Origin of the sequence: Bacteroides sp. AM44-19, from assembly GCF_003603395.1 — a bacterium.
In the GTDB taxonomy this organism is placed as follows: domain Bacteria; phylum Bacteroidota; class Bacteroidia; order Bacteroidales; family Bacteroidaceae; genus Bacteroides; species Bacteroides uniformis.
In genome coordinates, this window is sequence record NZ_QTNB01000008.1 from 102,144 (window position 1) to 114,007 (window position 11,864).

13 protein-coding genes are annotated in these 11,864 nt (G+C 42.5%); 11 read left to right on the forward strand and 2 right to left on the reverse strand.

Annotation, left to right across the window (positions count from 1 at the left end):
* Positions 1-15 precede the first annotated feature (15 nt).
* A complete protein-coding gene (locus DW947_RS13345; RefSeq protein WP_005823665.1) occupies positions 16-579 on the forward strand; it encodes a YdeI/OmpD-associated family protein in 564 nt (187 codons plus the stop codon).
* A gap of 17 nt (positions 580-596) precedes the next feature.
* On the opposite strand, the gene DW947_RS13350 is transcribed toward DW947_RS13345, so the two are convergent.
* Positions 597-1,280: a DUF5715 family protein gene (locus DW947_RS13350; RefSeq protein ID WP_005823664.1), complete on the reverse strand. Its 684-nt coding sequence runs from the start codon at positions 1,278-1,280 to the stop codon at positions 597-599.
* 120 nt (positions 1,281-1,400) lie between these two features.
* Here DW947_RS13350 and truA point away from each other — a divergent pair, with 120 nt between their 5' ends.
* From truA to DW947_RS13370, 4 genes are all read left to right on the forward strand, one after another.
* Complete coding sequence (truA, locus tag DW947_RS13355; RefSeq protein WP_034523355.1) at positions 1,401-2,153, forward strand: tRNA pseudouridine(38-40) synthase TruA; 753 nt, start codon at positions 1,401-1,403, stop codon at positions 2,151-2,153.
* Between the two features lie 69 nt (positions 2,154-2,222).
* Entirely contained in the window at positions 2,223-3,122 is a 900-nt protein-coding gene (locus DW947_RS13360) for a DMT family transporter (RefSeq protein WP_005823661.1), read from the forward strand.
* An 11-nt stretch (positions 3,123-3,133) separates the two neighbouring features.
* Positions 3,134-3,604, forward strand: coding sequence for a GAF domain-containing protein (locus DW947_RS13365; protein ID WP_117962663.1), 471 nt, complete (start codon positions 3,134-3,136; stop codon positions 3,602-3,604).
* Positions 3,601-4,260: a DUF3256 family protein gene (locus DW947_RS13370; protein WP_035449988.1), complete on the forward strand. Its 660-nt coding sequence runs from the start codon at positions 3,601-3,603 to the stop codon at positions 4,258-4,260. Before DW947_RS13365 ends, DW947_RS13370 begins: the two co-directional genes overlap by 4 nt.
* On the opposite strand, the gene DW947_RS13375 is transcribed toward DW947_RS13370, so the two are convergent.
* On the reverse strand, positions 4,247-5,137 hold the full coding sequence (locus DW947_RS13375) for a YitT family protein (protein WP_005823655.1): 891 nt from the start codon (positions 5,135-5,137) through the stop codon (positions 4,247-4,249). The two genes, DW947_RS13370 and DW947_RS13375, sit on opposite strands and share 14 nt — an antisense overlap.
* A gap of 187 nt (positions 5,138-5,324) precedes the next feature.
* Here DW947_RS13375 and DW947_RS13380 point away from each other — a divergent pair, with 187 nt between their 5' ends.
* From DW947_RS13380 to DW947_RS13405, 6 genes are all read left to right on the forward strand, one after another.
* Positions 5,325-6,209 carry an AraC family transcriptional regulator gene (locus tag DW947_RS13380; RefSeq protein ID WP_016272606.1) on the forward strand — a complete coding sequence of 295 codons (885 nt, stop codon included), beginning with the start codon at positions 5,325-5,327 and terminating at the stop codon, positions 6,207-6,209.
* Positions 6,210-6,391: 182 nt separating this feature from the next.
* A complete protein-coding gene (locus tag DW947_RS13385) occupies positions 6,392-6,955 on the forward strand; it encodes a glucose-6-phosphate isomerase family protein (protein ID WP_009037083.1) in 564 nt (187 codons plus the stop codon).
* Positions 6,952-7,911 carry an ROK family protein gene (locus DW947_RS13390; protein WP_005823650.1) on the forward strand — a complete coding sequence of 320 codons (960 nt, stop codon included), beginning with the start codon at positions 6,952-6,954 and terminating at the stop codon, positions 7,909-7,911. The genes DW947_RS13385 and DW947_RS13390 overlap by 4 nt, the downstream gene beginning before the upstream one ends.
* Entirely contained in the window at positions 7,895-9,658 is a 1,764-nt protein-coding gene (locus DW947_RS13395; protein ID WP_117962665.1) for a class I mannose-6-phosphate isomerase, read from the forward strand. The genes DW947_RS13390 and DW947_RS13395 overlap by 17 nt, the downstream gene beginning before the upstream one ends.
* Positions 9,651-10,436, forward strand: a complete 786-nt coding sequence (locus DW947_RS13400; RefSeq protein WP_117962667.1) for a glucose-6-phosphate isomerase family protein — start codon at positions 9,651-9,653, stop codon at positions 10,434-10,436. Before DW947_RS13395 ends, DW947_RS13400 begins: the two co-directional genes overlap by 8 nt.
* Before the next feature lie 14 nt (positions 10,437-10,450).
* A complete protein-coding gene (locus tag DW947_RS13405; protein WP_117962669.1) occupies positions 10,451-11,860 on the forward strand; it encodes a sugar porter family MFS transporter in 1,410 nt (469 codons plus the stop codon).
* Positions 11,861-11,864: the final 4 nt, after the last annotated feature.

Here is an 11,864-nt window from a genome sequence, read left to right on the forward strand (position 1 = left end):
TTTGGATGGCTTGTCATGTCAACAGAAATAAGATATTTTGAAAACAGAAAAGATTGGCGGAAGTGGCTGGCTGACAATTTTGATACTGCCGATGGAGTCTGGTTTGTGTTTCCTACTAAATCTTCAAGCGAGAAAAGTATTGTATATAATGACGCTGTTGAAGAGGCCCTTTGTTTCGGGTGGATTGACAGCACGATAAAGTCACTTGACAAAGAACATAAAATTCAGCGTTTCACGCCCAGAAATCCTAAAAGCACCTATTCGCAAGCCAACAAAGAAAGGTTGAAATGGTTGCTGGAGCATAAAATGATACATCTTGAATTTGAGGATAAAATACGAACTGTCTTGTCGGTTCCTTTTGTTTTTCCAAATGATATAATCGACAGATTGAAAGAGGATGAAAGAATATGGAAGAATTATCAGAGTTTCTCTGACCCCTATAAACGTATCCGAATCGCATACATTGAAGCGGCGAGGAAACGACCGGAAGAATTTGAAAGGCGATTAAATAACTTTATCTGTAAAACGAAAGAGAACAAAATAATAATAGGGTTTGGCGGGATTGAAAAATACTATTAACGCTAATTCTTTTCCGCTTATTTCTCTCTTGTCGTAATGTGGAAGCATCCTTGCTTCAACTCGTACTTGATGTAGCATTTATCGGCTTTCCGCAGGTCACGGAGCACTTCCGAAAGAACCAGTTTTAAGGTATCTGCGCTGACATCCTGCAAAGGACGTCCATCCTCGTCTTCTATTTTCTGAAAGCGCTTCCAACTGACATCGAATGTCGTTCCGTAAAAATGTGCCGAGTTTGGAGAAGCATTGCCGTTACGGCGGCGCAGGCGTTTTACGTCGTCTTGGGTGCGGAGTACGGAAGTCACAATTATCTTGTTTGGATTCAGCCCCTTGGCGGTCAGTGAATCAAGGAAGTTGTGTCCGATGGTGTCCAGCAGGCTGGCGGCGCCCGGAATGAGATAAGGGATGGAATGCGTCAGTGAATCCACGGCATAGAGCTCGTTTGTCGTGATAGGTTGCAGTTGCTCTCTCATCTTTTCTGCTTCCTCGCGGGATGAAAGTACACGTATGCCGATGGCTTGGGCTACATTGAGATGTTTCTCATTCAAGTCTCCGAACGAGCGCTTGTAGCTGACAACACCCCGAATGTTGCGCGGTTCGTTCAACTTGAGCGACATGTCCTTCTTCTTACAGCCGGCAAAGGTGAATGTTGCGGCAGCTGCGACAATTATCAGTATAGGTAGGATTCTGGAAGAATATCTCATCTTATAAATGTACTATGTCTGTGAAAAATCTGCGTTAATCTGTGTAATCTGTGGTGAAAACCTTGCAAAGATAATTCAAACCTTCTTAAGTTTGCACTATCTTTGCACACAAAAAAGACCGTGCAACGATATTTTATATACCTGGCTTATGATGGCACCGCTTATCACGGCTGGCAAATCCAGCCGAATGGAGCGAGTGTGCAGGAGTGTTTGATGAAGGCGCTGAGTACCTTGCTGCGTCGCGAGGTGGAAGTCGTGGGAGCGGGGCGTACCGATGCCGGGGTGCATGCCTCACTGATGGTAGCTCACTTTGACAGTGATTCTCCTCTGGACACTGTTTTTATGACGGATAAGCTGAATCGTCTGCTTCCTCCCGATATTTCCGTATACCGCTTGCGGGCCGTGAAGCCCGATGCACATGCCCGCTTTGATGCTACGGCGCGGATGTATAAGTATTACGTCACTACTGCCAAGATGCCTTTCAATCGTCAATACCGTTGCCGTCTGTTCCAAACACCGGACTTTGAACGGATGAATGAGGCTGCCCAAACCTTGTTTGACTATACGGACTTTACCAGCTTCAGCAAACTTCATACGGATGTCAAAACCAATAATTGCAAGATTATGCATGCCGCCTGGACCCGGGTAGACGATGTGACCTGGGTGTTCACCATCCAGGCCGACCGGTTCCTGCGGAACATGGTACGCGCCATTGTCGGTACTTTGCTCGAAGTGGGTCGCGGAAAACTTTCTGTTGAGGGTTTCCGACGCGTCATCGAACAGAAGGACCGTTGTCAGGCAGGAACCTCCGTTCCCGGAAATGCATTGTTTCTAGTAGATGTAGCCTATCCGGAAACTACTTTTTTAGAATAAAAGAGGGATGCACTACAAAAACGTACCCCCCTCCTTTTAATTTTTAATTCTTAATTTTTAATTAACTCTATGTGGTTATTGCTTGCTTTCCTCTCTGCTGCCTTATTGGGATTTTACGATGTCTTCAAGAAGAAGTCGCTTCGTGACAATGCCGTACTGCCGGTACTTTTCCTGAACACGCTGTTCTCGAGCCTGATATTTCTTCCTTTCATTCTGGTATCTGCCTTTGCGCCGTCGGTGTTGGGAGGTACGATGTTTGATGTTCCCGTGGTGGGGTGGGAGGTGCATAAGTTTATTGTTGTCAAGTCGTTTATCGTGCTCTCTTCCTGGATATTCGGTTATTTCGGGATGAAGCATCTGCCGCTGACCATCGTGGGACCGATTAATGCGACGCGCCCCGTGATGGTGCTTGTAGGTGCCATGCTTGTGTTTGGCGAACGCTTGAACCTTTATCAATGGATTGGCGTGATGCTTGCCATAGTATCCTTTTTCATGCTGAGCCGTTCGGGCAAGAAGGAGGGAATCGACTTCAAGCATAACAAATGGATTCTTTTCATCGTGCTGGCTGCCGTTGCTGGAGCTGTCAGTGGGCTGTATGACAAATATCTGATGAAGCAGCTCAATCCGATGCTGGTGCAGTCGTGGTATAATGTCTACCAAGTCTTTATCATGTGCCCCATTATCTTGCTGTTGTGGTACCCCAAGCGAAAAGAAAGTACCCCGTTTCGTTGGGACTGGACCATTATCTGTATCTCCATTTTCCTTTGTGCGGCAGACTTTGTCTATTTTTATGCCCTGAGCTATGAGGACTCCATGATTTCCATCGTTTCGATGGTGCGTCGTGGAAGCGTTGTTGTTTCCTTCCTTTTCGGTGCGCTTTTCTTCCGTGAAAAGAATTTAAAAAGCAAGGCTGTCGACCTCATTTTGGTGTTGATTGGAATGTTCTTCCTATATTTGGGGAGTAAATAAACAAGAGATATATGGCAGAAGACCTATATATAAATGCTGTTAGCAAGACAGAGAAATATCGCGCTTTGCTTCCTCAACTGAAAAATCTGCTGGCAGGTGAAGATGACTTGATAGCCAATCTGGCGAATGTTTCGGCGGCGCTGAAAGAGACTTTCCATTTCTTTTGGGTAGGCTTCTATTTGGTGAAGGGTGAAGAATTGGTGTTAGGACCTTTCCAGGGACCGATAGCTTGTACGCGCATCAGGAAAGGCCGTGGTGTTTGCGGCACGGCATGGGATAAAGACGAGACGTTGGTTGTGCCCGATGTGGATGCATTTCCCGGACATATAGCCTGCAGCTCGCTGTCGCGTTCGGAGATCGTGGTTCCGCTGAAGCGTGAGGACGGTGAAGTGTGGGGAGTATTGGATATTGACAGTGACGATTTGGGCGGTTTTGATGAAACAGATGCCCGTTTCCTTGAAGAAATGATTAAAATGTTATGATAAGAAAACTGAGTGCTTTTTTGATTTTGGCTTTCATCGGATGGGGGTATTTGCAGGCCCAGGAAGCCAAGACGTGTTTTAAGAATATGCCGGATTCTATATGTCCGTTGCTTAGTGCCGTGAACCGTGCGGATTTTATAGACTTTCTGGAAAGTAAGATGAAAGCTGAGGTGACCAACAGCTTTGGTGGTAAATCGGAAATGACGGAACTTGCCCCGGATTATATACATGTGAAGATGACTCCCCAGAGCTCGTGGCAGATGAAGCTCTTGCCTGTCAACGACAGCACGAAAGTGGTTTGTGTGGTATCTACGGTTTGTGCTCCGGCTTGCGACAGCCATGTCAAGTTCTATACGACAGACTGGAAGGAGCTGGTTGCTTCGTCCTACCTGCCGGCATTGCCCGTTCTGGATGATTTTATCGCTGAGGCCGCGGATACGGTGGATGTCTATGAGTATCAGGATGCCCGTCGCCAGGCCGACATGCTGCTGATGAAAGCGGACCTTTCTGCGAAGGATGCCACGTTGGCATTCACTTTTACCACGACCGATTACATGGGTAAAGAAGCGGCGGAGAAACTGAAACCGTTTGTCCGCCGTCCTATTGTTTATACTTGGAATCAAGGGAAGTTCGAGAAATCCTCTACTTCACTTTGATTCTGTCGAATCCCTCTCCATAGACTCCGATGACTGCACTTTGTGATACAAAGGCATTGGGGTCTATGTCTTTTATGAGCCGGAAAATGATGGTGGACTCCCGCTTCTTGGCCAGCACGAACAGCATTTTTATCTCTTTTCCCGTATAGAAGCCCGAGGCGTTGATGACCGTTGCACCTCTGTGAGGATATACCTGGATGTGCTTGGCTATCTCCTCATATTTATCGCTGATAATAAAGAATTGTACGGACTGGCGGGCACTGTTCACCACTTGGTCGAGCACGAAGCTGCATATGTATAGAGTAACGTAGCCATACACCACCTTTTCCCAATCTTTTAGAACAAAGTAACTGGACGAGATGATGATAAGGTCACATATCAACATGACTCTGCCCAGCGTGATGTCGCGGTACTTGTTGATTACGGCGGCAATGATGTCCGTGCCGCCAGTACTGCCGTTGTTGGAAAAGGCGATGCCGATGCCGCTACCGCAGAAGGAGGCACCGATGACACAAGCCATGAAAGGCTGGTCGTGCAGGAGGACAACACCCTCGGTCAGTTTCTGGATAATGGAAAGGAAAAAGGTCAGGGTGAATACGGCAAAGATTGTCTTTACGCTGAACTTCCATCCCAACACACGTAGGGCAAGCAATAGAAGCAGAAAATTGATGGCGAAGTACGTATATTGGACGGGAAATCCAGTGGCAAAATATACGATGGATGCAATGCCCGGTACGCCACCGGTAGTAATATCGTTGGGAAGCAGGAAGACTGTCCAGCCGATACCATATAAGACCATACCCAGGGCAATCATCAGATAATCCCGCAGTTCGCGCATGGTGTTCTGTCGGGAGGGAACATTTACTATTGTTTTCATTATAATTTTATGTGGTTGTGAAAATGCGGGGACAAAGATACAAAAGATATCATTTGTTTGTTTGAGTATAAGATTGATATTTATATTTTGATGTTACTATGAGTTTTAACATACAATAGCTTGCTTTGATAAAATAATTGTCTATATTCGCTTTTATAATTAACGGTGATTATTGACTTAGATGACTATGAAACCACTTTACCAAGATCTGCCATTCCCAATAGACAGTCATATACATTATTATATAGAAGACTTGCCGCACTTCATTGTACCTTGGCATTATCATCCGGCCATAGAGATAATGTATATAACTAGAGGTATAGGAACTCGTTTTGTCGGGGATTGCATAGAACAGTATGAGGAGGGGGATGTATGTATGATTGGCCCTAATCTCCCTCATGAATGGCGTAATGATGATGCTTATTTTGATAAGGAGTCTGGTTTGCGTGCTACGTGTATCTGTCTGTTCTTTAAACGTGAGATATTTGATCCGAATTTTATCAGATTACCAGAAATGAATAATATTCGTGATTTGATAGAGAGATCACGGCGTGGACTGAAGTTTACCGGAAATTCGAAATTAGAGATAACCCGGTTTATAAGGAGTTCGGTGAATGATGTAGGGGTTCGGAAGGTAACGAATCTTTTAACACTTCTTGAGCTGATGGCCACATCGACTGAGTATGAGTTACTGGCCTCAGTGGGATTTACGAATTCTGTAAATTCAGAAGATTTTGAGAGATTTAATAAGGTATACAAGTTTCTCGTCAAGAACTTTGCGACTTCCATTAGGTTGGAAGAAGTTTCGACTTTGGTTGGATTGACCCCGACAGCTTTTTGCCGTTATTTCAAGGAGAGGACCAAGAAAACCTTTGTAGAATATCTGAACGAAATGCGTATCGGTTATTCGAAAAAACTATTACTGGAAAACAAAATGAAGATTTCTACTATCAGTGGGGAAGTCGGATTCCCTAACTTATCTAATTTTATATCCCAATTTAAAAAAGTGACAGGAATGTCCCCGTCGCAGTTCCAAAAGCAGTTTGGAGTAAAGGCTAAACAAGCCATTTGATTCTACTATTTTATCATTGAATATTTGGTGGTTAGAGCCTTGGTTTTCTACTTTTTTTGCAAGGTTTTATCCATTTGCTGCGAATAATGGTAAAATACCATAATTATCGGAAAATATAGAGGAAAGAGCGAGTTCCATATCAGCGTACTTTTGCAATATAAGATTTTAAAAGTATGATGCTGATGAATGATAAGAGAACAAATGAGTCGCCTTTGCTCTTTATAAAGGATTCTTTGATCGGTGAAAATGTGAAGAGGAGTTTGAAGACTTTGGCTGATTTACGAGGTGTTTTTCATAATTGTGAGGCTTATGAACAGATGTCTCCTGATACTTTATTGTATGAGGTGACTTGTCATCTGCCGGTTGAAGAAGGAACGCCAGGGGGACTCTATTTCGGAATCACGAGAATTTATCCAGGTAAGGTTGGTGATGAGTATTTCATGACCAAAGGACATTTTCATGCCAATATGAATCGTGGGGAGTACTATTGGGGAGTGGAAGGTGAAGGCAGATTGATTATGATGGATCAGAACCGAAGGGTTTGGAGTGAGCGGATGTTTCCGGGTAGTCTTCATTATATACCTGGAGGGGTGGCCCATCGTGTGGCAAATATAGGATATTCTGTTCTGTCATTCGCTGCTTGTTGGCCTTCGGACGCAGGACATGATTATCAAGTGATTTTGGAGAACGGGTTTTCTGCATCTTTACAGTGTGTGAATGGCAATCCCCAATTGATAGAAATATGAATATGAAGTATATCATAGCTGTAGATTTGGGAGGAACCATTACAAAAGTCGGTCTCTTACGCAATGGAGAACTGGTAGACTATGTAAAAATGCCTTCTCGTCAAGATTTGGATATGACAGCAAGTTTGCCGGAGATTGAAAATGCAATTGATTTCCTGCTAAATTCAAATGGTGTGAAGCGCCTCTTTGGAGTGGGTATAGCTTTTCCAGGGCTAGTAAATAATAAAAAAAGCATTATTATATCTACGAATGAAAAATATGATGATGGAGTGGAGCTTGATTTGGATAGATGGGCGGATGAACATTGGGGAGCCCCCTTTTACATTGATAATGACGCACGGCTTGCAGCAATTGGAGAATGGCAATATGGGAGCGGCAGAGGATATGATAGCGTTGTTATGATGACTATTGGTACGGGCATAGGATCGGGAGTCATTATGAATGGTGAGGTAATGTATGGAAAGCACTTTCAAGCAGGTTCGTTGGGTGGCCATTTTGTAGTAGACTACAAAGGAAGGTTATGCTCTTGTGGAAACAAGGGGTGTGTGGAGGCTTTGTCCTCTTCATTCTTCCTTCATAAAATTATAAAGGATCATGCTTGCCTGTCTCCTTCGTTTAAAATGTCATCTCAGAATTATGATTTTAAAGAAATCTTCCAATTGGCGGAACAAGGAAATAGAGACGCGTTATTGGTACGAAATGAATGCATTGAAATATGGGGAGCTGCTGTTATAAATTTTATTCATGCTTATGATCCTGAAGTGGTGATACTTGGAGGGGGAATCATGAATAGCCATAAAGTGATAGTGCCTTATATCGAGGAACGGGTGTCAAAGTTTGCCTGGACTCCGAGTGCAAAAGTATCTGTGGTAGTTTCTAGCTTGGGAGATTATGCAGCTTTGTATGGTTTGGAATATTGTTTAAGAAAAAAGATAAAAGATGAAGTATTCTGCTAATTACGATAAATATCCTTTTGTGCAGGTGTCCTATAATTCGGATGACTGTATTTCCGGTTGGTTTGCCATTACCGATAGTATCAGTGAACGTTTGAAGGTACTGGAGAAGCCGTTGAAAGTGGTTGCGATTGAGTGCTATCAAGGAGTGTTTGAGAATGATATACGTAATGCTTTTGCCGGTAGATTCAATAATGCTTTATTTGTTCATACAGATAGTGCGATGTTGCCGGAAGAGAAAATCAATGATTTTTTCTATCCTGATATTACCGATGATGAATTATTCGGCTATCTGACCCGGTATACAATGGAATGTTTTTTTGATTTCGATAAAGTTACTGGTATCCGGCAACAGATAGAAGATTTGCAGTCTGGTATTGTAATAGTCTATGGGGTTGGTGCGGCCTATCTTTGTGAACATCCTGATTTGTTGATTTATGCCGATATGGCAAGATGGGAGATACAGTCCAGATTCCGTAAAGATGAAATATCAAATATAGGTGTCAACAACAAAGAAGAACGAACCTCCTTGCAGTATAAAAGAGCTTTTTTCGTAGATTGGAGAATATGCGATAGGCACAAAAAGATACTGATGGCAAAGGTGGATTATGTTTTGGATACGAATCGGCGCAATCATCCTAAGATGATTACAGGCAAAGCGATGTTTGAGGGATTGGAGAAAGCGGTAAATGGCCCGTTTCGTGTAGTTCCCTTTTTTGATCCGGGGCCTTGGGGGGGACAGTGGATGAAAGATGTTTGCGATTTAGAACGGACGATGCCTAATTATGCTTGGTGTTTTGACTGTGTACCTGAAGAAAACAGTCTGTTGTTGGCCTTTGGGGATGAGAAAGTGGAAATACCGTCAATTGATCTGATTTTTGCTTATCCCCGACAGCTATTGGGCGATGCTGTGTATGGCAGGTTTGGTGATGAGTTTCCAATACGGTTTGACTTTCTTGATACGATAGAAGGCGGCAATCTAAGCTTACAAGTTCATCCTTTGACTGAATATATACAACAGAAATTTGGGATGCATTATACGCAGGATGAGAGCTACTATATTTTGGATGCTAAGGAGGGGGCAACTGTATATTTGGGTTTGAAGGATAATATTAAACCGGAGGAGATGCTTGATGAATTGGAAAAATCGCAAAGGACTGGTGAATTTGAAGTGGAGAAGTATGTAGGTATTTATCCGGCAAAGAAGCATGATCATTTTTTAATTCCGGCTGGTACGGTACATTGTTCGGGAAGGAATAGCATGGTACTTGAGATTAGTGCAACCCCATACATCTTTACATTTAAGTTGTGGGATTGGGGACGGATGGGACTGGATGGCAGACCGCGTCCGATTAATATAGCTCATGGGGCTAATGTGATACAATGGAATAGAACGGAGTCTTGGGTGAAAGAAGAACTGATAAACAAGGTCTCTGTTATTGGTGAAGGAGATTCTTGGCGTGAAGAAAAGACGGGACTTCATGAATGGGAATTTATAGAAACAAGAAGACATTGGTTCACGGACAAAGTTTTGCATAAGAATGAGTCGGGTGTTAATGTTCTGAATCTGATTGAGGGACGTTCGGTGATAGTGGAAAGTCCTATAGGGCAATTTTCTCCGTTTGTTGTCCATTATGCGGAAACTTTTATTATTCCTGCTGCCATAAAGGAATATACAATAAAACCTTATGGGGAGTCTGAAGGAATGGAATGTGGAACAATTAAAGCTTTTGTAAGACATCATGCATAAAGATAATTTTGATAAGGGGATTGATATAGGGATAACAGAAAATCCGTTAGGTTTTATTTATGGTAAGGACGTTTTTGGCCCGACAGTAGAAAACCGGCGGTTGGATGATATCCGGTCTAGTTTGTTGGATCCGAAATGTGAAGGACCGGATATTGTCTATTCTATAGCTATGGATGTGGGTAAGACTGTTCATAAAGCGCTTTTGCAAAAACAGCATTTGCTTTTTGGAGTAGTGGCTTATGCCAAAGGAAGTTTGGGAATGGAACCCATTCGCAGTCAGGGACATATTCATAAGGTCTCACCTTTTAGTCAATGGTCCACTCCAGAGGTTTATGAGATATGGAATGGAGAGGCGGTCATTTACATGCAAGAGTCGGCTACAGATGAACCGGGGAGGTGTTATGCTGTTTATGCACAGCCTGGCGATGTGGTGGTGGTCCCTCCATATTGGGTACATGCTACCATTAGTACGAATGCAGATGAATCTCTTGTGTTTGGTGCATGGTGTGACCGTGAATATGGTTTTGAATATGCTGAGATTCGTCGTCATAAAGGTATTGCATGGTATCCTGTTTTTGAGGGTGATGGATTGAAGTGGATCAGAAATACAAACTATCATTTTTCGGAACTGGTAAGAAAGGCTCCAAGAGAGTATCATGATTTAGGTATTGGGAAAGGTAAATCCATTTATAAAATTTTTGAAGATGCTCCGAATACTTTCTTATATGTTCCGAATCCGTCAGTGAAAAAGGAAGTTTGGATAAGTTTTGAACCCTAAAATATAAGTTTAATATGAAAAACAGACATATAATATTTTTAATAGCTACAGTTGTAGCAACAGGAGGATTGCTTTTCGGCTTTGATACTGGGGTAATTTCAGGAGCGATTCCATTTCTTCAGTCAGATTGGGGAATAGATAATAATGATGTTGAATGGATTACGGCGGCTGGTTTGTTGGGAGCTATGTTGGGGGCTGTATGTTGTGGGCGTTTATCTGATATATTTGGAAGAAGAAAAATCATATTGGTTTCTGCTGTGATATTTGCAGTGGGAGCGTTATGGTCAGGATTGGCAACGGATTTGACGAGCTTGGTTTTTTCTCGTCTGTTTCTTGGTATAGCTATAGGTGTGGCATCATTTACTGTTCCATTGTATATAGCAGAAATTGCTCCAGCTAAATCCAGGGGACGTCTGGTTTCAATGTTTCAGTTAATGGTTACAATAGGTATTTTACTTTCATACATGTCAGATACCTTTTGGGCTGATGAAAACAAGTTGGATTGTTGGAGATGGATGTTTTGGGCAGGTGTCGTACCGGCTTTGGTATTACTGGTAGGTATGTGTTTTGTGCCTGAAACACCTCGGTGGCTGTTGAGTAAAGGACGGTTGAAAGAATGTAGGAAAGTGTTGCAGAAAATAGAACCGGAAAATACAGTAAATGATTTAATTGGACAAATGGAGGTGGAAATAGAGAAAGATAGGAATAGTGCGGTAGGATGGCGATATTTGATGCAGCCTTGGTTGAGAACTCCTCTAATGATTGCTGTTTGTATTATGTTTTTTCAACAGTTTGTAGGTATTAACACAGTTATTTATTATAGTCCGAAGATTTTCCTGATGGCAGGATTTGAAAGTACACTCTCTGCTATTTGGACTTCTGTAGGTATTGGAATTGTAAATGTTGTATTTACAGTGATTTCTCTTTATTTAGTGGATAGAATCGGACGACGAAAGTTGTATTTTATTGGTCTGTCAGGAATTGCCTTTTCTGTTTTGTGCCTTAGTGCTTGTTTTATTTATGCTAATCAGTTGGGCGAAATCGGAAGGTGGTTAATGGTCATTTTTATGTTTGGATATGTTGCATTTTTTGCAATTAGTATTGGACCTTTGGGATGGTTGGTCATTTCCGAGATATTTCCGCAGAAAGTACGGGGATTGGGGACTTCGATAGGTTCATTGGCTGTATGGATATTTAATTGCATTGTCTCCTTTACTTTCTTTAAGATTATAGATTTTTTTTCTATACCAGGTACCGAAATTGTTGTTGGACAAACGACTTCTGAGAATCCGGCAGGTGCATTTTTTCTTTATGGATTTATTGCCGTGTTGGGTTTGGTATGGGGGTATTTATTCTTGCCGGAGACAAAAGGGTTATCATTGGAGGAGATTGAACAGAAATGGAGAAAAAATAGAGAATGTTGAAGGA

What these genes read in the sequence shown, in the direction of transcription:
- DW947_RS13345 (WP_005823665.1), top strand. Translation starts at nt 16, where the DNA reads ATGTCAACAGAAATAAGATATTTTGAAAACAGAAAAGATTGGCGGAAG.
- DW947_RS13350 (WP_005823664.1), bottom strand. Translation starts at nt 1,280, where the DNA reads ATGAGATATTCTTCCAGAATCCTACCTATACTGATAATTGTCGCAGCT.
- DW947_RS13360 (WP_005823661.1), top strand. Translation starts at nt 2,223, where the DNA reads ATGTGGTTATTGCTTGCTTTCCTCTCTGCTGCCTTATTGGGATTTTAC.
- DW947_RS13365 (WP_117962663.1), top strand. Translation starts at nt 3,134, where the DNA reads ATGGCAGAAGACCTATATATAAATGCTGTTAGCAAGACAGAGAAATAT.
- DW947_RS13370 (WP_035449988.1), top strand. Translation starts at nt 3,601, where the DNA reads ATGATAAGAAAACTGAGTGCTTTTTTGATTTTGGCTTTCATCGGATGG.
- DW947_RS13375 (WP_005823655.1), bottom strand. Translation starts at nt 5,137, where the DNA reads ATGAAAACAATAGTAAATGTTCCCTCCCGACAGAACACCATGCGCGAA.
- DW947_RS13380 (WP_016272606.1), top strand. Translation starts at nt 5,325, where the DNA reads ATGAAACCACTTTACCAAGATCTGCCATTCCCAATAGACAGTCATATA.
- DW947_RS13385 (WP_009037083.1), top strand. Translation starts at nt 6,392, where the DNA reads ATGAATGATAAGAGAACAAATGAGTCGCCTTTGCTCTTTATAAAGGAT.
- DW947_RS13390 (WP_005823650.1), top strand. Translation starts at nt 6,952, where the DNA reads ATGAATATGAAGTATATCATAGCTGTAGATTTGGGAGGAACCATTACA.
- DW947_RS13395 (WP_117962665.1), top strand. Translation starts at nt 7,895, where the DNA reads ATGAAGTATTCTGCTAATTACGATAAATATCCTTTTGTGCAGGTGTCC.
- DW947_RS13400 (WP_117962667.1), top strand. Translation starts at nt 9,651, where the DNA reads ATGCATAAAGATAATTTTGATAAGGGGATTGATATAGGGATAACAGAA.
- DW947_RS13405 (WP_117962669.1), top strand. Translation starts at nt 10,451, where the DNA reads ATGAAAAACAGACATATAATATTTTTAATAGCTACAGTTGTAGCAACA.